25 protein-coding genes are annotated in these 23,011 nt (G+C 36.0%); 21 read left to right on the top strand and 4 right to left on the bottom strand.

The window, feature by feature from the left end; translation table 11 throughout:
* Positions 1-31 precede the first annotated feature (31 nt).
* Positions 32-1,192 (bottom strand): AraC family transcriptional regulator, encoded by a 1,161-nt coding sequence (locus G413_RS0107335; RefSeq protein WP_022790265.1) that lies wholly within the window; start codon positions 1,190-1,192, stop codon positions 32-34.
* A gap of 215 nt (positions 1,193-1,407) precedes the next feature.
* On the opposite strand from G413_RS0107335, the gene agaB reads away from it, so the two are divergent.
* The 5 genes from agaB (at position 1,408) to G413_RS0107310 (ending at position 4,983) form a co-directional block, all read left to right on the top strand.
* Positions 1,408-1,884 (top strand): PTS galactosamine transporter subunit IIB, encoded by a 477-nt coding sequence (gene agaB / locus G413_RS0107330; RefSeq protein WP_022790264.1) that lies wholly within the window; start codon positions 1,408-1,410, stop codon positions 1,882-1,884.
* A 24-nt stretch (positions 1,885-1,908) separates the two neighbouring features.
* Positions 1,909-2,730 carry a PTS mannose/fructose/sorbose/N-acetylgalactosamine transporter subunit IIC gene (locus G413_RS0107325; RefSeq protein WP_022790263.1) on the top strand — a complete coding sequence of 274 codons (822 nt, stop codon included), beginning with the start codon at positions 1,909-1,911 and terminating at the stop codon, positions 2,728-2,730.
* The gene (locus tag G413_RS0107320) at positions 2,720-3,724 is read left to right on the top strand and encodes a PTS system mannose/fructose/sorbose family transporter subunit IID (protein ID WP_022790262.1); all 1,005 of its coding nucleotides are present in this window, start codon (positions 2,720-2,722) and stop codon (positions 3,722-3,724) included. The genes G413_RS0107325 and G413_RS0107320 overlap by 11 nt, the downstream gene beginning before the upstream one ends.
* Positions 3,725-3,860: 136 nt before the next feature.
* A complete protein-coding gene (locus tag G413_RS0107315; protein ID WP_022790261.1) occupies positions 3,861-4,418 on the top strand; it encodes a hypothetical protein in 558 nt (185 codons plus the stop codon).
* 7 nt (positions 4,419-4,425) lie between these two features.
* Complete coding sequence (locus G413_RS0107310) at positions 4,426-4,983, top strand: hypothetical protein (protein ID WP_022790260.1); 558 nt, start codon at positions 4,426-4,428, stop codon at positions 4,981-4,983.
* A gap of 656 nt (positions 4,984-5,639) precedes the next feature.
* On the opposite strand, the gene G413_RS11215 is transcribed toward G413_RS0107310, so the two are convergent.
* Positions 5,640-6,521: an HNH endonuclease gene (locus G413_RS11215; protein WP_022790258.1), complete on the bottom strand. Its 882-nt coding sequence runs from the start codon at positions 6,519-6,521 to the stop codon at positions 5,640-5,642.
* Positions 6,522-6,562: 41 nt separating this feature from the next.
* The gene (locus G413_RS0107295) at positions 6,563-7,891 is read right to left on the bottom strand and encodes a class II D-tagatose-bisphosphate aldolase, non-catalytic subunit (protein ID WP_022790257.1); all 1,329 of its coding nucleotides are present in this window, start codon (positions 7,889-7,891) and stop codon (positions 6,563-6,565) included.
* A gap of 184 nt (positions 7,892-8,075) precedes the next feature.
* On the opposite strand from G413_RS0107295, the gene nagB reads away from it, so the two are divergent.
* The 9 genes from nagB (at position 8,076) to G413_RS11940 (ending at position 15,817) form a co-directional block, all read left to right on the top strand.
* Positions 8,076-8,798: a glucosamine-6-phosphate deaminase gene (gene nagB / locus G413_RS0107290; protein WP_022790256.1), complete on the top strand. Its 723-nt coding sequence runs from the start codon at positions 8,076-8,078 to the stop codon at positions 8,796-8,798.
* 92 nt (positions 8,799-8,890) lie between these two features.
* Positions 8,891-9,631 (top strand): class B sortase, encoded by a 741-nt coding sequence (gene srtB, locus G413_RS0107285; RefSeq protein WP_022790255.1) that lies wholly within the window; start codon positions 8,891-8,893, stop codon positions 9,629-9,631.
* Positions 9,632-9,673: 42 nt separating this feature from the next.
* Positions 9,674-10,762 (top strand): undecaprenyldiphospho-muramoylpentapeptide beta-N-acetylglucosaminyltransferase, encoded by a 1,089-nt coding sequence (murG, locus tag G413_RS0107280; protein ID WP_022790254.1) that lies wholly within the window; start codon positions 9,674-9,676, stop codon positions 10,760-10,762.
* Positions 10,759-11,658, top strand: a complete 900-nt coding sequence (gene murB / locus G413_RS0107275) for a UDP-N-acetylmuramate dehydrogenase (RefSeq protein WP_022790253.1) — start codon at positions 10,759-10,761, stop codon at positions 11,656-11,658. The genes murG and murB overlap by 4 nt, the downstream gene beginning before the upstream one ends.
* Entirely contained in the window at positions 11,652-12,659 is a 1,008-nt protein-coding gene (locus G413_RS0107270) for an FtsQ-type POTRA domain-containing protein (RefSeq protein ID WP_022790252.1), read from the top strand. The genes murB and G413_RS0107270 overlap by 7 nt, the downstream gene beginning before the upstream one ends.
* A gap of 44 nt (positions 12,660-12,703) precedes the next feature.
* Positions 12,704-13,063, top strand: coding sequence for an Asp23/Gls24 family envelope stress response protein (locus G413_RS0107265; RefSeq protein WP_022790251.1), 360 nt, complete (start codon positions 12,704-12,706; stop codon positions 13,061-13,063).
* An 8-nt stretch (positions 13,064-13,071) separates the two neighbouring features.
* The gene (locus G413_RS0107260) at positions 13,072-14,706 is read left to right on the top strand and encodes a DAK2 domain-containing protein (RefSeq protein WP_027969116.1); all 1,635 of its coding nucleotides are present in this window, start codon (positions 13,072-13,074) and stop codon (positions 14,704-14,706) included.
* A 52-nt stretch (positions 14,707-14,758) separates the two neighbouring features.
* Positions 14,759-15,496, top strand: a complete 738-nt coding sequence (locus tag G413_RS0107255; RefSeq protein WP_022790249.1) for a metallophosphoesterase family protein — start codon at positions 14,759-14,761, stop codon at positions 15,494-15,496.
* Positions 15,497-15,514: 18 nt separating this feature from the next.
* Complete coding sequence (locus G413_RS11940) at positions 15,515-15,817, top strand: DUF3784 domain-containing protein (protein ID WP_022790248.1); 303 nt, start codon at positions 15,515-15,517, stop codon at positions 15,815-15,817.
* 34 nt (positions 15,818-15,851) lie between these two features.
* Here the strand turns inward: G413_RS11940 and G413_RS0107245 are convergent, their stop codons facing one another.
* Complete coding sequence (locus G413_RS0107245) at positions 15,852-18,317, bottom strand: sigma 54-interacting transcriptional regulator (RefSeq protein WP_022790247.1); 2,466 nt, start codon at positions 18,315-18,317, stop codon at positions 15,852-15,854.
* Between the two features lie 286 nt (positions 18,318-18,603).
* Here G413_RS0107245 and G413_RS0107240 point away from each other — a divergent pair, with 286 nt between their 5' ends.
* From G413_RS0107240 to G413_RS0107210, 7 genes are all read left to right on the top strand, one after another.
* Positions 18,604-19,047, top strand: coding sequence for a PTS sugar transporter subunit IIA (locus tag G413_RS0107240; protein WP_081637645.1), 444 nt, complete (start codon positions 18,604-18,606; stop codon positions 19,045-19,047).
* Positions 19,044-19,511: a PTS sugar transporter subunit IIB gene (locus G413_RS0107235; RefSeq protein ID WP_022790245.1), complete on the top strand. Its 468-nt coding sequence runs from the start codon at positions 19,044-19,046 to the stop codon at positions 19,509-19,511. Before G413_RS0107240 ends, G413_RS0107235 begins: the two co-directional genes overlap by 4 nt.
* Before the next feature lie 23 nt (positions 19,512-19,534).
* Positions 19,535-20,293, top strand: a complete 759-nt coding sequence (locus G413_RS0107230) for a PTS mannose/fructose/sorbose/N-acetylgalactosamine transporter subunit IIC (RefSeq protein ID WP_027969115.1) — start codon at positions 19,535-19,537, stop codon at positions 20,291-20,293.
* On the top strand, positions 20,286-21,122 hold the full coding sequence (locus G413_RS0107225) for a PTS system mannose/fructose/sorbose family transporter subunit IID (RefSeq protein ID WP_027969114.1): 837 nt from the start codon (positions 20,286-20,288) through the stop codon (positions 21,120-21,122). The genes G413_RS0107230 and G413_RS0107225 overlap by 8 nt, the downstream gene beginning before the upstream one ends.
* Before the next feature lie 15 nt (positions 21,123-21,137).
* Entirely contained in the window at positions 21,138-21,962 is an 825-nt protein-coding gene (locus G413_RS0107220; protein ID WP_022790244.1) for a BtpA/SgcQ family protein, read from the top strand.
* The gene (locus tag G413_RS0107215) at positions 21,962-22,618 is read left to right on the top strand and encodes an HAD family hydrolase (RefSeq protein ID WP_022790243.1); all 657 of its coding nucleotides are present in this window, start codon (positions 21,962-21,964) and stop codon (positions 22,616-22,618) included. Before G413_RS0107220 ends, G413_RS0107215 begins: the two co-directional genes overlap by 1 nt.
* A 167-nt stretch (positions 22,619-22,785) precedes the next feature.
* A partial coding sequence (locus G413_RS0107210) for a transposase (protein ID WP_022790242.1) occupies positions 22,786-23,011 on the top strand: 226 nt, incomplete at its 3' end.

Here is a 23,011-nt window from a genome sequence, read left to right as displayed (position 1 = left end):
TGCGTACTTCTTATTGAGGTACGCACCTTTTTTATTGGTTGATCGATTTCGCATAGTCGGTAGGCGATAATCCATATTGAAGTTTAAACTTTCGAGAGAAGTAATGAATCGAAGTAAAGCCTAACATATCGGATATTTCGGAAATCGTATATTTATGTTCCTGAATCAAAAGCTTTGCCTGATTAAGCTTTAAGTTTGAAATATAATGTTTTGGCGTAATATGAATATTGGTTCGAAATAAGCTTTGCAGGCTGCTTCTGGAAATCGAAAATTTCTGACAGAGATCTTCCACTGTAAAAGCGGTAAAGATATTGTTGTGGATGAAAACTAAGATTTCATTCAACAAGGTGTTTTCGTAATGCTCCTGCATTGGGTTGACGTTGGATTCTTCATCGGTTTTCGTGTCAAACTGATAGAGAAGGATCAAGACTTCTTTTAAATATGCCAGTGCCATTTCCTCACTTAAATAATCTTTTGATTGAATAGCTTTCATAAAAGCAGAAAGAACATTATAAATATCTTTTCTTGTCTTAAAGACACGATTCATCAAAGAAATATCCATCTTTGTTTCCATATCAAACATGATGGTCAAATAGGAGCAGGTGCTTTCATCATCGGTACTTTGAGTATGGAACTGCCCTGGGTAATAAATGATCAAATCATACTTGTTTAGATGATATTCCTTACCATCCAATGTCATATCCAGTTTTCCATGATCAATATAAGTGAGTTCATAATAATCGTGGCTTTCACCGGGGAAGACATAGTTGGATTTACGTACTTGATAAAAACAAGTTAAAATTTCTTTTAAATTGATTTTAGAAACCATGCGTTGATAGATAAAAGGCTCTTTCATCTTCTTTTGGTTTAAACCCGATGGAGCATAAGCAATTTGTACTTTGCTGTCATTGGAAATGGAAACAAAGTTAAAATAGATTCCCGGTTGTAAACGAATCACGCGATGAATGACAAATTCATCGTATTGAACCCCATCTTTACTGACTACTAACAGTACGATTCCTTTTTCACAGGCAATATAGACCGGTGCATTGGAATAGTAATAGGAATCAAATTCCTTATTGGATAAATAAAGCGAATTAGAAACTGTAGATTCATATTGAATGGCAGATTTCATGTCATAGAAGACACTTCCAAACGTTTGAAAGAGATAATTTGTAGTTCGTTTTAACATAGATTTAACAACCTTTCCGTTAATTAAAGATAATTTGTGATATTTTCTCTGTAAAAGAGTTAATGTTTATGGCTTTTAATTACAAATTACATTTCTTTAATAAAAAGTATAAACTTATAAATAAAATGTGTAAAGGAAAAACAGTGCGATGATACTATAATAATTACAGATAGATTTTCGTGGAAAGAAAGCGCTATCATGAAAGGAGAGAGAATATGCCAAACATTTTATTAACTCGAATCGACAATCGTTTGATTCATGGTCAGGTCGCAACACAGTGGTCTGGTGTTTTAGGAGCCAACTTACTGTTAGTTGCCAATGACGCAGTTGCAGGTGATGAATTCCGTCAGGGATTGATGAACATGGCTGCTCCGGCTTATGCACAGACTCGTTTCTTCACTATCCAGAAGACGATCGACATTATCGGAAAAGCAAGCCCTGCTCAGAAGATCTTTATCATCTGCGAAAATCCACAGGATGTATTAAAGCTTGTGGAAGGTGGTGTTCCAATTAAGAAAGTAAATATTGGAAACATGCACATGGCAGAAGGTAAACGTCAGGTTGCGACTTCTGTAGCCGTAAACGATGACGACGTTGCCTGCTTTAAAAAATTGCAGGAGCTGGGTGTTGAATTAGAAATTCAGCGTGTACCGGACACTGCAGTTGAAAAATTGGATAAGTTATTCAAGTAAAAGTTAATTTGAAAGGAGAACATAATGGAGATTTCTGTAATTCAGGCTATAATGATCTTCGTTGTAGCTTTCATTATGGGTATCGACCAGTTTAGTTTCTTGGAATCCTTGTATCAGCCAGTTGTTTTAGGTCCGATCATGGGAGCTATCCTTGGAAACTTCGAACTTGGTGTTGTTGTTGGTGGTGCTTACCAGTTGGTTCAGATTGGTAGTATGCCTATCGGTGGAGCTCAGCCTCCGAACGCAATCATGGGTACGATCATGACTGCTGCATTTGCTATTTCAATGGGTCTTGAACCTACAGCTGACGGTGTTGGGTTGGCTGTCGGTTTGGCTATCCCATTTGCTGTATTTGGACAGTATGCTGTTACTTTGACATTTACGATCATGTCTGGTCTGATGGCTAAAGCTGACAAGTGTGCTGAAGAAGCCGATACAAAAGGTATCGCAATGATCAACTACACAGAAATGGCTATCTTAGGTATTCTGTTTGGTGTATTGGCCGTTGCCGGTGTTATGGGAGCTGCTGCTTTAGGTGACAGCTTGCGTTCATTCTCCTTCCAGTGGTCTTGGTTGATGGCTGGTTTGGATGCTGCCGGTGGTGCTATGAAGTTTGTCGGATTCGCTATCCTGATGAAGGTTATGATGTCCGGCGAAATGTGGGGATTCTTACTGGCTGGTTTCGTTATGGCAAACATCTGTGCTGCCGTACCGGGAATGTCAGGTGCTACATTGTTAATGTGTGCAATGGTTGGTTTAGCTATCGCATTGTATGATTACCAGATGAACACAAGAATCAAAGAAAACGCTGGATCAAATGCAGGAGGTTTTACTGATGGCATATAATATTCCTGAAAGATATCAAGATCTGACTCCGGCTCCAAAGCTGGATAAGAAAACCTTGAATAAAATGGTATGGATGTCTTGCTTCTTACAGGCTTCCTTCAACTATGAACGTATGCAAGCTTGTGGATGGTTATGGGGTATTTTACCAGGTCTGAAAAAGATCCATACAAACAAAGAAGACTTAAAAGCTTCAATGGCTCATAACCTGGACTTCCTGAATACACACCCATTCTTAGTAACATTTGTTATGGGTATCGTATTGTCTTTGGAACAGAACAAAGTTGATACAGCTACCATTCGTTCCGTACGTATTTCAGCTGCCGGACCTTTAGGTGGTATCGGTGATGCCTTGTTCTGGTTGACATTAGTTCCAATCGTTGGTGGTATCACTGCTAACTTGGCTTTGGAACAAGCTTCTATCTTAGGTGCTGTAATTTTCTTGGTTGTATTTAACGCTGTACAGTTTGCCATTCGTTATTTCTTAATGCACTGGTCTTACAACTTAGGTACTTCTGCTGTTGGAATGTTAACTTCTAACGCTAAAGAATTTACACGTGCTGCCAGCATTTTAGGTATCTTCACTGTAGGTGCTTTGATTGCCAACTATGGTTCTACTTCTTTACGTATTGCCATTGCTGATCCTGCAATCAACGTACAGTCTTTGTTAGATGGAATTATGCCTAAACTGATTCCTTTATTGATCACTTGCGGTTTGTATGCATTGATCAAAAAAGGTTGGACTCCAATCAAATGTATCGTTTTGATCTTAGTTTGCGGTATTGCCGGTACAGCATTAGGTATCTGGACAGGTAACTCTCAGGCTATCGATGAAAACGGTGCTGGAATCAACGGTGGATACAATCCATTGATTCAGTGGTATGAATATCCAGCTCCAGCTCCAGCTGAAAAGACTGGTCAGCAGGCTTGGGATGCAACACAGGGTGTTGTAGATCAGTTAGCTGAAGAAGGCATCAACGTAGAAATGCCTGAATAAAAAAACATTGGTATATTCTTGATCTTAAAAGGGTGTGAGCTGATGTTCACATCCTTTTACTCATATTATAGATGCTAAAGTTTGCATTAGCGTTTATAATATGCGTAGTGATTTTTAAAAATGTGAGGTTTTGACAATGAGTGATAAGACATATCCGGTTTTATATGTAACCGATTTACGGGGAGCTATCTTTAAACATTGCAGTGTGCATCCAACTTTGTATTTTGAGATCATAAAAGATGAAGAGTTGATGCGAAACGATCCAGACTATCTACCTTATATTGAAAAAATTCAGGAAGAATGTTTGACAAATATTGTAAATAAATTTACGTTTTCACAAGCATTAAAAATTACTAATAATCGTATTGCATTTATTATTTTCCGCAGTAATATCGATATGGGTATGGTCAAACAATTTTGTCAGGTTCTTTTGAATGAAGTGGCTTACTTTACCGGAAAAAAGCACGATGCCAACTATATGGTTACCAAAAGCATGTTGATGCAGATCAATAAAAAACCTTCTTTTACCAAGACAAATAAGGTAGGACCGAAGCTTTCAGAAACAGATTTTATGAAAGAATGCGGTACGATTCTGGAAGGAACAAATGAGCCGGCGGATTCCGGTTGGCTGACACCTTATGATAGTTTCAAGGAAAAAGAAAAAGATGAAGAAGAAGTAGTAACGTGGGGTTAAGAGAATTATGGCAAATCGAATGAATCAAAGAAGAAGACCTGTTTCCAAGAAGAAAGATACGGAACAAAAAGTCAGTGGCATCAATGTATTTTATGATGCGAAAGATCGTCCGATCTATTTTGATCGATTCTCAAAAAATGGATATCTGATAAAAGATGTAGAGAAGACGTATAACTTCTACAGTATGCGTTTTGCGATTGGTATCATCGGAGCTATCATTTCTTATGCCTTTAATTTATCGATTGCAGTGTGTATTGGAATCGGTGTTGTTCTTTATGTCTTTATGGAATTTCAATTTAGACGTTTTCTACGAAATTTGACAGTCTATAAAGATTTTAAACCGGAGAAAAAGATTGGCCGAATCGAAGCAGAAATGGGAATGGAAACCAATAAGATCGCATTAAAAGGTTTCCTATTCCTTGTTCTAGCTGTTTTATTGGTCTTAAACTGTTTAGAAGAACAATACACAGGCGTTGCGATGATCATCAACTATATTTTAGCTGCTGCTGCCTTATTATATGCTTTATTTGATTTCTTTGTACTCGCAAAGAAAGTAAAACAATAATAACACCAAAAAGGTCCTGATCAATGCTAATCAGGGCCTTTTTTTTTATTGATGATCTTTCTTTGATTTCTTTTCCATAAATAACTTATAAAGAAACCATATTAAAAAAATAATACAAAATGGCAAAGTAATCGGTTGAATGATATCTTTATAAGCAGGGAAAAGCTTAGTAACAGGATAACTGATCAACGCTATGGCAAGTAAAACTCTATAAATCCATTGTTTAATTTCTTCTCCTTTGACTTGTTTCAATAAATGAATAAGATGATTTGATAAGCACCCATCAATAGAAAATGAAGGATTAAACATTAAATTCTAGACAGTATGTTTTCTTCGAATGGAATATGCATAGAGTCCTATAAAGAGAATCAGTAAGATAATTGCGATTATGCTTTGAATCATAAAAACTGTTGTTTGATCTATTTTTAAAGAGTATAGTAGCGCATCAAAAAGAAAATAAGTAAGTATTCCAGCTAAAACGAGTAAATATTTCTTTATTATGTCCTCCTTACCATTTTAGTCAAAAATAGGATAATACATTGTTTTCTTTTCTTTACTGTATCAATTCTTATATAAAATAGAAAGTCGATTGGCATAATATGTTATAATTTTGACTATCTTAGTTAATTATATGAAAAAAGCAGTACTTGGCTGCTTTAGTATTGAAAGATGTGTTTTCTATGATAATCCATATAGAGCTTTCTGTTTTCGCTCATATATTTAGGATTTAAATCATTTAGATTGTAATGTTCCGGATGTTTTAAGTGTTTTGAAATAATCAGTTTGCCATCGTCCTGGTAACTGATGTAGCCTTGATCAAATAGAAAATCATGATTTCGACAAAGCAGTAATCCGTTATTATGATCAGCCGCTTCAAAGATATGAGCACAATCTCGGAACGGTTTGATATGGCTGGCAATTAACATATGAGGCATATGAATCCCACAAATAGGGCAGGTACGATCAAATTCATGCATCAAAGTATCCTTGAAATAGACTTGCAGATCTTTGGAAATATCGCGGTTCGTAGGAATACCTTTTTTTGGCATGACTGAATAAAGAAAGCCTTTGTTTTTTAGGGGAACGATTCTTCGATCTTCATTTTTATAAGGGATATGTTTGCCTTTATGAATGATGGAATCGGTATATAGGATCGATAATGTATCACTGACAATTTTTGTGGGATCTTCTTTTTCCATTTGTTCGATATAATATAAGATTTTTTTGTCCTTGATTTCAAATCCATTGTCTTTCCAAAAGGATGCATCAGCATGAAACATTTGCCAATAGGACAAGACTTCGGTAATACTGTTGGGTCTGGAACGAGCAAAAATAACAGCACAAGGAAAGAGATCGACTTCATCCTGTAACCATTCCAGTGCTTTGTGTTGATACAATAGATCGATGGCCTGCATAATCGTTGTTTTTGAAATTTCTGTTCTTTCCCGGACTCTTTCGATGAGTTCTTCTCTTGACTGACTTTCCAAACTGGATTCATTAATAGCTAGTATGATCTGTTTTAACGTGTTCTTGTTCATGTCTTCATTTTAGCATAAGAAAAGGCTGAAATGTATCAGTCTTATTCGTTTACTAATTGTTCCTGTTTTGTCGCGAATGTATATTCTTCGATTGTATATGCTACACGTGCTTTGATCAATGCTTCCGGTGTGTTTTCCAGCTTGCCTTCACGAACCAGTGTATATTGGATTGGCATATATTGTGACAACAATGGAAGTGATACCGGATGTTCTTTTAAGTTATTCAGCAATTTGTTTAAAGCATCTTGTACTTTTGGATTTGGCATATAGTAGCGAGAACGATCGGAGAAAGAATATTTTCTCTTAAAGGCAATTTCTTTTTCGGTGCCATGATAATATGGTGCCCATTTACCTGGATTTTCTAACATGACTTCATCTAAGACTTCTTTGAAGTGACTGGTTTCAAAATCGTAAACCTGCGCCAGTTCTTCTTCGATGCAGCAAAGACTGAAGATACCTTCACGAGCAGCATATGTTAATCCCGGACCTACTTTTAAGATACCTACACCATCTTCAATCAGTTCTTTTAATTTATATTTGGTCTGATAGTCTGTCGAGTGACCTTCAAACACTAAATTATCGAATTCTTTGATGCTGGCCATAAGATCTTTGGCTCTTTCTCTGTCATATTCTTCGCAACCGGCATCTTTTTCCTCTACACCTGGTTGTACAACAGCTGCCATAACGTATTGCCATGCATCCTGAATACCCATATCTTCAAAGGCTTTTTCAAAGGTTTGTACGGTTGATTTAAAATCTTCCGGCTTTGTCACCTGCATGCCGGCATCTTCTTCTACAGCTCCGCCAGGAATCGGCACTTCACTTCCTACGATATACACCGGATGGATTGCATCAGGATTTTCCTGTAAAAGTTCCTGATAAGCTTCTTCACAAACTTTTGCCAGTGTCGCACCACGACGGGCAATCGTCTCATCACTTAAACGTGTATTTGGATCATCATCGGCCACTTTCATGCTGGTGTCGATATGAATCTTTGTGAATCCGGCACGAACATAATCATGAACCAGTGTTTTGGCGTAATCCATGGCTTCGGCTTCTGGTTTGTTGCTGACGGTGAGTGGCCCTAAGTGATCGCCACCTAAGAAAATGCGATCTTTGTCCAGTCCTACTTTACCGGCGACATCCAGACAGTATTTATAGAAATCTTTAGGAGTCATTCCTGAATAACCGCCGTTTTGATCCACCTGGTTGGCCGTTGATTCAATCAATACACATGAATTTTGTTTTTTTGCGGTTTCAATAGCCGCTTCAATGACAAAGCTGTTACTGGAACAACAAGAATAAATTCCCACAGCTTCTCCTTGTTTTTGTCGTTTTATGATGTTTAATAATGGATTTTGTTTTGGCATAATGTATCCTCCTGTTCAAAACCATTATACTATTCTATTTGCACAAGTTCATCTTTTTCACAAAATATACAAATAAAAAAGACAAAAAGATAAAACTTGTTGAAAAAGATAAAACGTTTACGAAAAAAGATACGAGAAGAGGAGTGGGCTATGTTATAATTTGAGTAACATATGGAGGTATTATATGAAGGTAGTTGTTTGTAAAGATTATGATGAAATGTCGCAGAAGGCATTTGAAGTCATGAAAGAAGTTGTCACTAGCAAGCCAGGTGTTGTATTAGGGCTTGCCACAGGAAGTTCCCCTGTAGGATTGTACAAATGTATGATCAAAGATCATGAAGAAAATGGAACAAGCTATAAGGATGTCGTAACATATAACTTGGATGAATATGTTGGTATCGATAGAAGCAATCCACAGTCTTATTACACATTCATGAAAGAAAATTTGTTTGATCATATTGATATCGATCCAAATAATACACACGTTCCTTATGGATCTACAAAAGAAGACTGCGAAGGCTATGAAAAAGAACTGGAAAAGGTTTCAATTGATCTACAGTTGTTAGGAATCGGTCGTAATGGTCATATTGGATTCAACGAACCAGGTACACCATTTGATGAAATGACACACATCGTAGATTTAACACAAAGTACGATTGAAGCTAATGCTCGTTTCTTTGATAATGATATGAACAAAGTGCCAAAACAAGCTATCACTATGGGAATTGGTACAATCATGAAATCCAAGAAAGTATTGATGGTTGTCTCCGGACCGGAAAAAGCAGAAGCTGTTAAGGCAACTGTAGAAGGTCCTGTCACAACAGATATGCCGGCTTCAGTTCTACAAAATCATCCGGATGTTACTTTGGTTGTTGATGAAGCAGCTGCAAGCTTATTAAGTAAGTAAAGTATTAAGAGCGGATTCGTTTGAATCTGCTTTTTTTCATGCAGAGAGTAGAATCATTTGCTCTGTATGAAAGAATAGTTTAATATAAAGCTATGAAAAAATGGATTTATCGAATATTAATGATTGTTTGTATTGGTGTATTTGGGTTTAGTGCCTATCAGCTTTGGACAATCTATAACACACAAGATACTGTAAAGAAAGAAACGGAAGAATTGGAAAAGTTGGTTGTTTCATCGGATGATGCCAATTTGTTAGAACCAGATTGGGATCAGCTGTTGGCGCAAAATCCGGATATTGTCGGTTGGATCTATATTCCGGGGTGTGAAATATCGTATCCGGTCGTACAGGGAAGCGATAACAGCTTTTATCTGGATCATACGATCAGTGGGGAATACAATCGTATGGGATCGATTTTTCTAGATGCACAGGCTTCAAGTGATTTTAGTCAGGATAATTCGATTGTCTATGGGCACTCCGTAGATATCGGTGGGATGTTTACTAATCTGGCCAATTTTGATGATCAAAGCTTTTTTAACGAGCATCCGGTATTTTATTTACTGACACCTACGCAAAACTATAAGTGCTCGATCGTGTACTTTGCCAAGACGACCGATGGTTCGGTTTATTACACGACTTCCTTTGGCAGCTATCGCAATGAGCGTTTATCGGAAATGATGGCTTCGGCACAATATACCAATGAGGTTGATACATCAAATGGTTCTTTCATCACCTTGTCAACTTGTGATCTGGATTATGGATTTGACAGTAATCAGCGGTTAGTGTTGATGGGCAAACTGGAACCTACGCAGGAATCTATTGAAATCGTGGACTAAAAATCCACTTTTTTTATGATTTTATGGTATACTTTCTAAGATATGAAAATAGTTTGTGTAACAGGCGGAACGGGAGGACATATTTACCCCGCATTAGCCTTATTGGATAAATTTAAAGAACAGGATCCATCTTGTGAAATTTGTTGCATTGGAAATGATGATCGTATGGAAGCGCAGTTGATTCCGGAAAAGGGATATCCTTTTCAATCTTTACATACATCGGGTTTAGTCGGATCACCATTAAAAAAGATGAAAGCCATACTTCAGCTTTTTATCGCTTATCAAAAAAGTAAAAAAATCTTAAAGGATTTTGATCCTGATTTTGTCATTGGTTTTGGTGGTTATGTCAGTGCACCGGTCATTTTGGCAGCGCATCATCTGCACATTCCGACTTTGATCCATGAACAGAATTCCATTGTAGGAAAGGCCAATCAGCTGGTCATGAATAAAGTGGATCGTATCATTACATGTTATGAAAAGTGCGATGAAGTTTTTCCCAAAGAAAAAACATTCTTACTGGGGAATCCAAGAGCGACAACGGCTAAAGAATCAGAATTTGATCAAGCTTATTATGATACATTCCAATTAGATTCGAAAAAAAAGACGATCTTGATCATGATGGGCTCGCTTGGTTCCAGCAGTGTCAATCAGTTAATGAAAGATGCTTTGAAAGGCATTGAGGACAATATACAGTTTATTTATGTTTGTGGAAAAGATAATCTGCAGGATGCGGCTTTGTTTAAAGAATTAAAGAATGTTCATGTAACTGGCTATGTGGATACTTTGAAAATTTATAAAAAAATAGATGGTATGATCTGTCGTGCGGGTGCGACAACACTTGCGGAAGTTACGGCTTTAGGAATTCCATCGATTTTGATTCCTAGTCCTTATGTGGCGAATAATCATCAGTTTTATAATGCCAATGTCTTAGTAGAAAAAGGGGCTGCTTCGATGATTGAGGAAAAGGATCTTAACGCTGGTACGTTGAATAAAAGTATCATAGAATTGTTTATGGATCCAAAAAAGATGGAGAGTGTTCATGAACAGGCGTTAAAATTGGGGCGTCCTAATGCCGCATACGATATCATTGATCTATGCCGATCATGTATCCAACAGGGGGAAAGAAAATGAGTGTACAGGAAAAACTGGCTGTTTATGGCCGGGTGCTATGTAACGAATCTATGAAAAAACATACAACGTATCGCATTGGTGGTACGGTGGATTATTTTATATATCCGAAAAATGAATTGGCTTTGACAAGAATTCTTCAGATTTTAAAGGAAGAAAACATACCTTACCATGTTTTGGGAAGAGGTTCTAATATTTTATGTAGCGATGCCCATTTTCATGGTGCGATCATCAATTTAGATCGAACGTTAAATGACTTTTTCTTTGAAGAAGATGGGGTGTTGCTTGCGCAGGCAGGTTGTTCTATCATCAATCTTTCGGTAGAAGCGATGAAACGTTCCATGAGTGGTTTGGAATTTGCTTCCGGAATACCAGGGTCTATCGGCGGTGCTCTTTATATGAATGCCGGTGCCTATAAAGCTAACATTGCTTCCTTATTAGAGGGTGTCTATGTATGGAAAGACGGATGTATAGAATGGATGGATCCAAAAGATTTAGATTATGACTATCGACATTCGATCTTTCAAAAGCACAAAGACTGGCTGATCTTAGGAGCTTGTTTTCGGCTGAACAAAGGCGATCGAAAAGAAATTGAGGCTTTGATGGATTCACGTCGTCAAAGAAGAATGGATGCACAGCCTTTAAATATGCCATGTGCCGGCAGTGTGTTTCGCAATCCGGAGTCGATTCCGGCATGGAAATTGATTGAGCAGTTGGGTCTTAGAGGGTATGAAATCGGTGGCGCACAAGTTTCCTTGAAGCATGCCAACTTTATTGTCAATAAGAACGGAGAAGCTAAGGCAAAAGATGTACTGGATCTGATTACATTAATTCAGACAAAGGCAAAAGAAGAATATGGGATCGATTTGATTACAGAAGTGGAGCACTTGGTTTGGTAAAGAAAACAAAAAGGTTTCAATTTCAGTTTGGGTTAAAAGCTTGTTACGTATTAAGTGCGATTATCTTTCTTCTTTCCAGCTTCTTAGTTTATTTTTTTTCCAATGATTCAAAGGTCAAGGTTATTACCTGTACCGGAAATTATTACTATTCGGATCAGGAGATCTTGCGCACAGCGCATGTAGGTACACAGACGCGTTTGTGGCTTACACCTATGTTCATGGTTTCCGATGCCGTAGAAACACTGCCTTTGATAGATTCTGTGCAGATTCATCGATCGGGTGGAAAACTGGAAATCGATGTACAGGAAAAAACGGTGATCGGCTATTATGTGCAGGATGATTCAAACTATGTGTTGACGTCTAAGGGAGAATCCATCAAGATTGATGAAGAGGATCTGATGCAGATCGTGCATTTTCCTTTGTTGAGCGGATTTGATGAGAAACAGCTAAAAAATATTGCCGAGCAGTTTCAGGAGCATAAAAAGGAACTTTCTCGTGATGTGATCGAAAAGATAGCGGAAATCATCCCATATGAATCAACCTATGATAAAAATATGTTACAGATCACGATGCAGGATGGGAATAAAGTTTATACGACCCTGGAATCGTTATACATGATCACCAATTATTCCAGCATGTTAAATCAGCTGGAAGGAAAAAATGTCTGTCTGGTTCTGGATAAGGATAATTCTGCGATTGAAAAGATCAACTGTGATCAGTTAAGCGGAAATAAGCCAAAAGAAGAAACAGAAAAAGAAAGTGAAGAAGAGCAGGAGAAACAAGATGCTTCGCTAAAAGAAGATACCGAACAAACAACACCGCAGCAGGAAGAACAGCCGGAAACAGAAACCGGAAATTATATCGACAAGGCATCGGATTGGCAGACGGATCCAAACTTTGGCTTGCAGTATAGCGCCTCTTTGAATCTATACTATGATCCGGGTACAGGAATTTATTATCAATGGAATGATACGACACTATCGTTTGATGTGGTAAATTAGCTTTGAATGCGGTATAATTAACTATACGAACAGGAGGTATTTGTATGCCTATTAATAAATCAACTGAATACGGACAAATTTCAATTTCACTGGATGCGATTGCCAGCCTGGCCGGTGGTGCCATTACCGAAAGCTATGGTGTGATCGGTATGACAAGCCAGAAAGCAATTCGTGATGGATGGGCTGAGCTTTTAAAGAAAGAAAACTATGCCCGTGGGGTCATCGTAACGCAGAAAGAAGAAGGTCTGGTCTTGGATCTTTATATCATTGCACTGCAGGGAATCAAATTAAGTGAAGTTGTCAACGAAGCACAAAAACGTGTAAAATACGTCCTGGAAAAAACATTGGAAGTTAAATGCCTTGAGGTAAATATTTACGTTCAGGGTGTTCGTTTGGAGAAGTAGGTGTGAAGATGGAAAGAATCAACAGTCAGCTATTAAAAGACATGTTGACCTCTGGTATGAATAATCTGGCCAACCATTCTGCCGAGATCGACGCTTTGAATGTCTTCCCTGTACCGGATGGGGATACAGGAACCAATATGAATCTGACCTTTTCAAACGGGGTCAAGGAAGCTTTAAAAGAAGATGCCGATACGGTAGGAAAAATCTGTAAGACGCTTTCTCGCGGTTTGTTGATGGGAGCCCGTGGAAACTCAGGTGTTATCACATCACAGATTTTTCGAGGTTTTTATCAGGCTGTAGAAGATTTAGATGAAATCGATGCGATGCAGCTGGCTAATGCCTTGGTCAATGGATCTCGTGTTGCTTATCGTGCGGTCATGCGTCCGGTTGAGGGAACGATTTTGACCGTTGTACGTGAGGCTGCCGATTATACGTATGCTTATACAGTGACTGAAGAAATTGAGGATTGTGTTCAGGTTCTTCAAAAGATGGTCGATGAAGCGAACGCATCTTTAGAGAGAACACCGGAGCTTTTACCGGTTTTGGAAGAAGTCGGTGTTGTTGATAGTGGTGGAAAAGGTCTTTGTGTCATTTTAGAAGGTTTCCTTTCCGCTTTGCAGGGGAATGTCATTGCGGCAAGTGATGCGGCCGAAGTGAATGAGCATGCGCAGACAAAAGTGCAGGGCGGTGAAGAAGAGTTTGGATTCTGTACCGAGTTTATTTTGCACTTGAATGAAAACGGAATTCGTCATTTCTCAGAAGAACAGTTTAAGGAAGAATTGGCAACGATCGGTAATTCGATTGTCTGTGTACAGGATGATGATCTTGTAAAAGTTCATGTACATACATTAGAACCTAAAACGGCTATTAAAATGGGAAAACGCCAGGGTCGTTTTGTCAAACTGAAAGTAGAAAACATGCAGGAGCAGCATGACAATATTCTTGAAAACGAAGAAGCTGCACCAGTTGTTTCGAAACGTGAACACCAAAAATATGCGATCATCACAGTAGCACCGGGTGCCGGTGTAGACCAGATGTTCAAAGAGTTAAGAGCAGATGTCGTGATCGGCGGTGGACAGACAATGAATCCAAGTACGGAGGATTTCGTCAGTGCCGTAAATCAGCTGGATGCTGAACATATTTTGATCTTACCGAATAATTCCAACATCGTTTTGGCAGCACAACAGGCACAGAGTGTTTGCGAAGATCAGGATATTCATGTCTTGCCGACAAAGACGATTCCACAGGGGTTGAGTGCTTGTGTTATGTTTAATCCGGAAGTTGAACTCGAAGAAAACCTGGCAGAAATGCAGGAAGCCATTGATCATGTGAAATCCGGTGAGGTTACCTATGCGATCAAGGATACGACTTATGAAGGCTTGGAAATCAAGAAAGATGAATATATGGGTATCTTTGGCAAAGATATCGTTGTATCTTGTCCGGATTGTCTGGAAGCTTCCAAAGCGCTTGTGGATAAAATGGTTGATGAAGACAGTGAACTTGTCACTTTGATTTATGGTAAAGAAGCTACCAAGGAACAGGCGCAGGCTTTAGCCGATTATATTGAAGAAACAAGCGATGCCGAAGTTGAAATATATGATGGCAAACAGCCAGTATATTCCTTTATCTTAGGAGTCGAGTAAATGTATGCCTGAGCAATCAGGCATTTTGTTTTTTTAGGAGATTTAGAGATTTATGATTTATTTGACAAGTGATACACATCGGGAAATTGATATTCATAAGATCAATCCAGATGAATTTGTGGAAGGTTTAAAATTAAACCGTGATGATTTTTTGATCATCTGTGGTGATTTTGGCTGTATCTGGGATGGTGGCAGTGGAGATCGTTTCTGGTTGAACTGGATCGAATCCTTGCCATGGACAACATTGTTTATTGATGGAAATCATGAGAACTTTGATGTATTACAACAATATCCGGAAGAAATGTGGCATGGAGGAAGAATTCATCGGATTCGTTCCAACATCTATCATCTGATGCGTGGAGAAATCTATACCCTCAAAAACAAGACTTTCTTTGCGTTTGGTGGTGGTTTTTCTCATGATTGCATGTATAGAAAAGAACACGAAACATGGTGGCAGGAAGAAATCCCTACAGTGGAGGAATGTGAAAATGCCATGAAGAATCTGGCTGCCCATAACTGGAAAGTGGATTATATTTTAACGCATGATGTCTTTTCTTCTCATCCGTTATCTAAGAAATATGAAACTACATTAGATGGATACGGAAAAGATCGACAAAATCTACATGAATTTTTAGAACAGATAGAAAAGAAAGTGGATTATAAAGTCTGGTTCCATGGTCATTATCATACGGATCAATTGTATAGAACAAAAGAAGATCGACCGGTACTTTGTCTATTTGATCAAGTCATCTGTTTAAATGACTTTATGAAGGAGCTTAATGAATCTTAGTATTATCTTATCTTTAATTTGACTTTATTCTTTTTCATTTTATCACTTGTATTTTGGGTGTTGAAAGAGAAAAGCGTGTTTTTGATTAGTGGTTTCAACATTCTTTCGAAAGAAGAGAGAATGAGCTATGATTGTGCCAAATTGGCAAAAGATCAAAGAAAAGTTTTTGCCTGGTGTAACATTCTATGGTTTGTATCGACAATTTTATGTTTTTATGTCACAGAATGGGTTATTTTTCCTGCTTTTGTGATATGGCTGGTCTTTTTTCTAAAGCAAGTGCATTTGGACTTTGATCAGGCATTTGGAAAATATAAAAAATGAGAGATTTCGATCCTCTCATTTTTTATATTTAATATTATTCTTCGGGCAGAAATATCTGAGTTACATAAATTAGTTCTGATAAAGGGATTTTTATACCAAATGAATTTGCAGCAAATTCTAATCCATGTTCTATAACATGAATCATATAAGAATTTTCTTTCATAAATAAGTGTGATTTTTGATAATCCCATGTTTCATTTCGAATGATTCTTTCTAACATATTTGTACAATGACACAGATATTTAATGGCTAGAACATCTGTATATTCCATATGTAGTTCTTTCAATGTATTCTTTAAACAAGTTTCTAATATACTAGTTGATTTATTAACATCAATAAAAGATACAGTTTTAGATATAACTCTTTCCTTGATTTGCTGTATAAATTCAGATTGTGTTGCTTTTTTTATTTTCTTTTGTTCATGATCTGGTTTTATTCGTATCTGATTTAAATCGTTTAAGGGTGATGTGGTTTGATCTGTTAAATTCAATAGGTCCATTAGGTTAATATTGTTAACAGACTTTGTTGGTATATTCGTTTGTTTGTGAATATGCTCAGAAACTGATGTCAGAGGTTCTATGTCACATGCAATTAAGATACCCGCACCTTGATTTAAATCATTAGCTTTGATACAAGCTAGCTCTAATAAATCGTTAAGTTGCATATCCTCGTTAAAGTCTATTGAATCTATAAAAAATGTCCCTTGTACTGATTTTTTTACATAATCAACCATTTCCGAAGCAATATGTTTTCCATGACAAATAACTAAAATGGCAACATTAATATGATTAATCCATTGGTTTGCTATTGCTAAATATGATGCTAAAAAATCTATTTCTCTTTCAGAAGGAGTAAAGCTATATAAACTCGAGAATTCTTGGTAAATATCTTTAGCGCACAAATATTCATTATGATAAACGTATTTTGTCATTGATTTAGAGTTATCAATTCCTGTTTGTCCGTGTTCGATACGTGATATATAGTTTGTAATATGTAATAAAATGCCATATAAAAGTTGTGGATGCTCGCTTAATTTTTTTAGAAGTTGGCGTTCATTTATTTTTTGCATCGTTACTTGATAAACATATGGATTTATGTTTTTATGTAGTCCTTCTAGTTGAGGGGAAGGACAATCTTTTAACACATTGATATTTTCTTTGACATAATGATTAATATCTTTCAGCTCTTCTACATTGACATTAAATTCATCAATGAATTGACGCATTCTATGCTCTTTAAACATATTTGGTGCATTTTTGAAAATAGTTGCAGCATTAGATGTGCCATCTTGATTAAACTGTAAATAATCAGATGGAATACAAGATAAAAGACTAAAAATATTAGAATTTAAGTTTTGAGTATTTTCGGTCTGACTAAGTAATTCTAAAGAGAGACTTTGAAATGATACATATACTATTTGCTTTTTTGGATCATTAATTTCCATATACGCTTTGCTGCATGAAATCTGGATTTCATTTCTCATTTGTATAATATTGTTAGGAAATTTTTTGGAAGCTAACCAGGCTATAATATCTTTGTGTACACGAATTGTAGTATGAGTATGAATCGCTTCTTCTGAGAATAGATCCATTATAAGTTCTATTTTCTCGTAAATTCCTCTTTTATCTATATCTTCCATTTTTAATTGTATCGGCATAAACTTAGCAAGAGTTTCTATTTTACAATCGTCATTATTTTTTGAGGTAGTAGCTATAATCATACTTTGTAATTGCTGTTCATCTTGTTGATATATAGTATGATACCTTTTACGGCTCAGAATAGAAGCTAATTGTGTTTGACAGGAAAAAGGGAGGCGGTCAATTTGTTCTAGTACAATGATTCCATTCTTACAAGTTTCAAAAATGCTTGGAGAGTAGCGAGAATTATTTTTAGTTTTGCTTCCAAATAATGCTTCTGAAAATAACTGAGGATTTTCTTGATAGTTTTGGCAGGATAGAGTCATAAAAGGAATGGAATCCGCTTTTCTTACTTGACATGCAAAGTTATACATCCGTTGCGTTAATAATGTTTTTCCTACACCAGCATTTCCTAAAATAAGACAGTGAATGCCATAAGGTGGATAAGAAATAGCTGATTTTGCATTAATGATTACTTCTGATAATGATCCTTTGGCGCCAATCATATCATCTAGAGTATTATTAAAATAATTGTTCTCTGTATGCACTTTTTTATATGGTTGCATTGATAAAAAGTCAGTTAAATTTTCATTTTTTGAGATTATAGATGGTATATATTGATTCGGAAAATGCTTAGATAAAACAGTATAATCTAGATAATACACAGGTTTACCTTGAACCTTTACTGCTCTACCTTCTTTCCACAAACGGTTCAGGTCCTTTGATACATTTGCTCTATCTAAGTGTAAATCTAGGGCACATAACAAAGCATCAATCCCTGGTTCATTATTTAGACCATCTTGTAAAATTGCATCAGTTTGTTCTTTTAAATAACTGCTTATTCTTTCGATTCGCGTAGTCATGGAAAATCACCTCACAAAATTGTGTCCCTTTCTTTGAAAATTGTGTTGTACTATTTTGCAGATAAAAAAATGTGTGTTATTTATACTATGATGATAGGTTTATAATAACACACATTCTAAAAAATGAAAACGCTTACTTTACTATTGAATGGAAAATTAGTTATTATAGGGTGAAAATATAAGAATTAAAAATAACACAGGTATTAATCTGTGTTATTTTTTTACGAATTTTGTGTTTCGGGATAGGGTTGTTACAATTGGAAACGTAAAGGAGGTAGACGAATGAATGTGTAGGTTATTATTATTAAGCCATTCTGAGTTATCAAAATCTTTCTACCAAACAATAGAGCTAATTATGGGTAAGCCAAGTCCGAAAATATCATATCTTACTCTCCCATACGGGCAAGATATGGATATGTATCAACAAATGGTAGAAGAGCAAGTGTTGGAATCGGAAGACGAAGGGATTTTGATTTTAACCGATCTATTTGGAGGTAGTCCTTTTATGATTTCTACAAGAGTATATGAAAAGTACTGCAAAAAAATTTCCATAGAAATCATATGTGGTATGAATTTATCTATGGTTGTAGAAGTTGCTTCTGCTTTAAAACAAAATTTATCTTTAGATGTGATGAAGCAAATTGCGCTAGATTCAGGTCATAAAGGGATTATTGATTTTTCAGAATTACTATCAAACACATTACCAAAAAGAAAGGAGAATGAAAAATGAGTATTAAAATGATTCGTATCGATGATCGATTAATTCATGGCCAAATCGTGACAGCGTGGGCAAAAAATCTACAAATTGATAAAATTTGGATTGTGGATGATGGAGTGGCAAAAGATGATTTTATTAAAGGAATAATGCAAATGGTTGCTCCATCAGATAGGGAATTAATAATTACTGGTTTGGATGATATTCGAAGATTGGTTGAGAAATTCGATAGTGAACCAGATAATGTTTTAATCCTGATTAAGTTTCCTTATGTAGCTAAGGAATTATTTCAAGCTGGCGTAAAGCTCAAAGAACTAAATATAGGTGGTATGGGAGCCGGTTCCGATAGGCAAAAAATATTCAAAAATATATCAGCAAGTCAGAGTGAAAAAGATACATTAAAGAGCATTCAAGATATGGGGGTGAATGTTTATTTCCAAGTTACACCTGATGAAAAACGTTCACAATTTGTATATTAATTGTTTTTAGAAGGGAGATTATAATGTTAGTACAAGGTTTAATGGTTGGATTACTTGCCACAATTTGTGGAAATGTCTTTGTCGAATATTTGGTATGGATTATTCGTAACCCTATTATTGAGGGAGCGCTCACAGGTCTAATTTTAGGGGATTGGATGACAGGTGCTACTATTGGTGCTACAATTCAGCTCATTTATATGGGGCAGATTACAGTTGGAGGAGTTTCGTCATTTGATAAATGCTATGCTGGCGTAATTGCTACAGCAGTTACTATGTTGTCTCATCAAACTCCAGAAGTTGGAGTAACGATTGCTGTAACATTAGGAACTTTGGGCTTACTCGCGACTAATGCTTTAATGACTGTCAATGTAGCATTTGTTCATATGGCTGATAAGTATATTGAATCGGGAGAAACTAAACATTTATGGATTTATAACTGGCTATTACCACAGTTTGTATGCATGGTTGTATATGGGCTGCCTGCTTTCATTTGTGTTTATTTTGGAGCTGATGTTTTTGAAACATTTATGAATGCTTTACCTGAACAAATTTCACATGCATTGAATGTAGTTGGTGCTGTATTACCAGCTTTAGGAATAGGAATGATGTTTAAAGCGGTATATAAGAAAAAATTTGTTGCATTTGCAATAATTGGTTTTGTACTAATTGCTTATTTAAAACTAGATATTATTGCATGTACGCTAATTGGTATAGCTGGAGCAATTTTATATTGGTCATTAGGATTGGATAAATTAACAGAAGGAGGCACCGAAAATGAATGAAACACTTAATGAGGCAACAGTTAAAAAACAGTTAACCAAAAAAGATTTAATTCGTTGTTTTCTTATTTGGGAGACTACTTCTGAATCATGTTTATCATATGAGCGATTAATGTCTATGGGATTCTGCCATGCCATGACACCTATTATAAATCGATTATATGCAGATAATAAGGAAGAAAGAATTAAAGCGTTAAGACGTCATATGATGTTCTTTAATACAGAAAATAACTGGGGTGCTTTTATACCAGGTCTTGTGGCTTCAATGGAAGAAGATATGGCTAATGGTGGAAACATTGATGAAGATATGATTAAAAATATCAAAGTTGGCCTTATGGGACCTTTAGCAGGGATTGGAGATACAATTACACAAGGATTGGTTAAAACAGTTGCGTTAGCTATTGGTGTCGATATGACATTAAAAGGAAGTGCCTTAGGGCCTATTATCTTCTGCTTGCTTTATGGTATTTATTTAATGGCTATGGGTATCTTCACATTTAGTAAAGGTTATACACTAGGAAGAAGTATCTTAAGTAAAATCACAGACAAGCGAATTATGAATAAGATTACTGATATTTTAAGTATCATTGGTCTTACAATTGCAGGTGCTATGATTGCTAATAATGTAAATATTACAACACCTCTACAATTTACTATCAGTGATTCTACAATAGTCATTCAGGATTTGTTAAATTCAATTTTACCTGGATTATTAAGCGTTGTAGCAGTAGTAGGTGTATTCATGAGCCTTCGGAAAAATACCAGTGTATTTAAGATAATGATTGTAATGTTTGTGATTGCTGTTGTATGTAGTTTAATTGGAATTTTGTAAAAGGAGTATTAAAAAATGATGAGAAAAACATGGTTGAGTGAAGTGGTAGGTACAGAAAAAGCAGCTATTGGTGTAGTTCATTTCAAAGCATTTCCAAGTGATCCTCTATTTAATAGCGAAAAAGGCATGTCTGATGTAATTGAAAGTGCACGTAAAGATTTATTGGCTCTGCAGAATGGTGGAATTGACGCAGTTTTATTTTCTAACGAATTCAGTTTTCCTTATGAAGCTGAACCATCTTCAGAAATTATTGCGGGAATGGCTTATGTAATTGGGGTTTTAAAAGAGGACATTAAAGTACCTTATGGTGCAAATGTGATCTCAAATACTCATGATTCAATTGCACTAAATGCAGTTATAGGAGGACAGCTAATGCGAGGAACTTTCGCCGGGGCGTTTTCAGGAAATATGGGATTAACAAATGCTCATCCGGGTGAATTCTTGCGGCATAGAAATAATTTAGGATTATCTCAGAAGCTAAAAATGGTTCATTATGTGATTCCAGAATCCAGTTGTGAAATTGGAGGACGTGATAAGCATTCTATTGTTAATGGAGAATTATTTGGTAACCTTCCAGATGCGATTGGAATTTGTGGGGCTAATGCAGGCAAGAAAATTGATATGGAATTCATGAGAGAAATTCGAGAGGATTATCCAGATACTGTGCTTTTTGCAACAACAGGAGTAAATTATGATACAATCGAAGAAGTATATGAGGTAGCAGATGCAGCGTTTATAGCAACACATTTTAAAAAAGATGGAATTTTTGAAAATGAAGTTGATGAGAAACGAGTAAAACGATTTATGGATAGATTAAAGCAATATAGAAGTTCTTTTTAATGAAGATAAAAGGCATATTATTTGATTGTGATGGAGTTTTACTCGATAGTGAAGCTATATACATAAATTCTTTGATGGATTATCTTTCTACTCTTGGCATAGAAACGAATTTGGAAGATGTAGTAAATGTATTAGGACAGAAAATGCCATGTATCATTAAAACATTGAGAGTCAAATTTCCTTTAGAGAACTATACTGATGAAGAGTTGATTACGGGACAAAGGGAAATTTTTGATCAGAAATTTAACCAAATGAATTTACAGCCAATGCCTTATCTATTGGAATTTCTTAAATGGTGTAAATTAAAACAATTAAAGACAGCAATTGTATCTTCTTCAAATATGAATTATTTAAAAAATGTTGTAAATCGTTTACAAATTCATGATTATTTTGATGAAGTATTTAGCGGTGAAATAGTTAAAAATAGTAAGCCTGCACCGGATATTTACTTATTTGCGGCCAAAGAAATGAACATTCCTCGGAAAAATCTATTGATTATTGAAGATTCTATAAATGGAATCAAAGCTGGTAAAAATTCTAAAATTTTTACAGTTGGCTACAAAGGTTCCATTATTGAACAGGATACAAGAGATGCGGATTTAGAAGTAAGGAGTTTTGAGGATATCAAACATTTTTTAGAGTTAGATATTTTATAGAATAAGCATAATAAAAATCAAAGATAATTGTATTTGAGTTTTTTTTGCAGGAGAATTGATAGCATAAAATATCTTGTGTAAATTCGTTTTTCTGGAAATATAGAAAAAAAGGTATATCCTTAGTAAAATTAGTTCGACCAAAAACAATTTACGAAAGGAATATACCCATGAACTATTTTACTACATCTTTAATGAAAAACCTATTTTCTAATGACAACAATCTTCCAGCTTTTGAACAGGCTGTAACTGAACTGTTTCGTTCAGAGTTGGAGAAATCTCTCAATGAAATACTCGCATATGAGTTGACGGCTTTTCTTGATTATGAACCATACGCTAGAACCAATAACGAAAATTCTAGAAATGGTTCCTATCAAAGAAAGTTTGATACAAAAT

Source organism: Faecalicoccus pleomorphus DSM 20574, from assembly GCF_000420345.1.
Taxonomy (GTDB): domain Bacteria; phylum Bacillota_I; class Bacilli_A; order Erysipelotrichales; family Erysipelotrichaceae; genus Faecalicoccus; species Faecalicoccus pleomorphus.
Note: the sequence above shows the minus strand (reverse complement) of the source record. Positions and strands in the feature narration are given on the sequence as shown.

Excerpts from the sequence above, each read along its gene's own strand:
- G413_RS0107335 (WP_022790265.1), bottom strand. The coding sequence starts at position 1,192 with ATGTTAAAACGAACTACAAATTATCTCTTTCAAACGTTTGGAAGTGTC.
- agaB (WP_022790264.1), top strand. The coding sequence starts at position 1,408 with ATGCCAAACATTTTATTAACTCGAATCGACAATCGTTTGATTCATGGT.
- G413_RS0107325 (WP_022790263.1), top strand. The coding sequence starts at position 1,909 with ATGGAGATTTCTGTAATTCAGGCTATAATGATCTTCGTTGTAGCTTTC.
- G413_RS0107320 (WP_022790262.1), top strand. The coding sequence starts at position 2,720 with ATGGCATATAATATTCCTGAAAGATATCAAGATCTGACTCCGGCTCCA.
- G413_RS0107315 (WP_022790261.1), top strand. The coding sequence starts at position 3,861 with ATGAGTGATAAGACATATCCGGTTTTATATGTAACCGATTTACGGGGA.
- G413_RS0107310 (WP_022790260.1), top strand. The coding sequence starts at position 4,426 with ATGGCAAATCGAATGAATCAAAGAAGAAGACCTGTTTCCAAGAAGAAA.
- G413_RS11215 (WP_022790258.1), bottom strand. The coding sequence starts at position 6,521 with ATGAACAAGAACACGTTAAAACAGATCATACTAGCTATTAATGAATCC.
- G413_RS0107295 (WP_022790257.1), bottom strand. The coding sequence starts at position 7,891 with ATGCCAAAACAAAATCCATTATTAAACATCATAAAACGACAAAAACAA.
- nagB (WP_022790256.1), top strand. The coding sequence starts at position 8,076 with ATGAAGGTAGTTGTTTGTAAAGATTATGATGAAATGTCGCAGAAGGCA.
- srtB (WP_022790255.1), top strand. The coding sequence starts at position 8,891 with ATGAAAAAATGGATTTATCGAATATTAATGATTGTTTGTATTGGTGTA.
- murG (WP_022790254.1), top strand. The coding sequence starts at position 9,674 with ATGAAAATAGTTTGTGTAACAGGCGGAACGGGAGGACATATTTACCCC.
- murB (WP_022790253.1), top strand. The coding sequence starts at position 10,759 with ATGAGTGTACAGGAAAAACTGGCTGTTTATGGCCGGGTGCTATGTAAC.
- G413_RS0107265 (WP_022790251.1), top strand. The coding sequence starts at position 12,704 with ATGCCTATTAATAAATCAACTGAATACGGACAAATTTCAATTTCACTG.
- G413_RS0107260 (WP_027969116.1), top strand. The coding sequence starts at position 13,072 with ATGGAAAGAATCAACAGTCAGCTATTAAAAGACATGTTGACCTCTGGT.
- G413_RS0107255 (WP_022790249.1), top strand. The coding sequence starts at position 14,759 with ATGATTTATTTGACAAGTGATACACATCGGGAAATTGATATTCATAAG.
- G413_RS0107245 (WP_022790247.1), bottom strand. The coding sequence starts at position 18,317 with ATGACTACGCGAATCGAAAGAATAAGCAGTTATTTAAAAGAACAAACT.
- G413_RS0107240 (WP_081637645.1), top strand. The coding sequence starts at position 18,604 with ATGTGTAGGTTATTATTATTAAGCCATTCTGAGTTATCAAAATCTTTC.
- G413_RS0107235 (WP_022790245.1), top strand. The coding sequence starts at position 19,044 with ATGAGTATTAAAATGATTCGTATCGATGATCGATTAATTCATGGCCAA.
- G413_RS0107230 (WP_027969115.1), top strand. The coding sequence starts at position 19,535 with ATGTTAGTACAAGGTTTAATGGTTGGATTACTTGCCACAATTTGTGGA.
- G413_RS0107225 (WP_027969114.1), top strand. The coding sequence starts at position 20,286 with ATGAATGAAACACTTAATGAGGCAACAGTTAAAAAACAGTTAACCAAA.
- G413_RS0107220 (WP_022790244.1), top strand. The coding sequence starts at position 21,138 with ATGATGAGAAAAACATGGTTGAGTGAAGTGGTAGGTACAGAAAAAGCA.
- G413_RS0107215 (WP_022790243.1), top strand. The coding sequence starts at position 21,962 with ATGAAGATAAAAGGCATATTATTTGATTGTGATGGAGTTTTACTCGAT.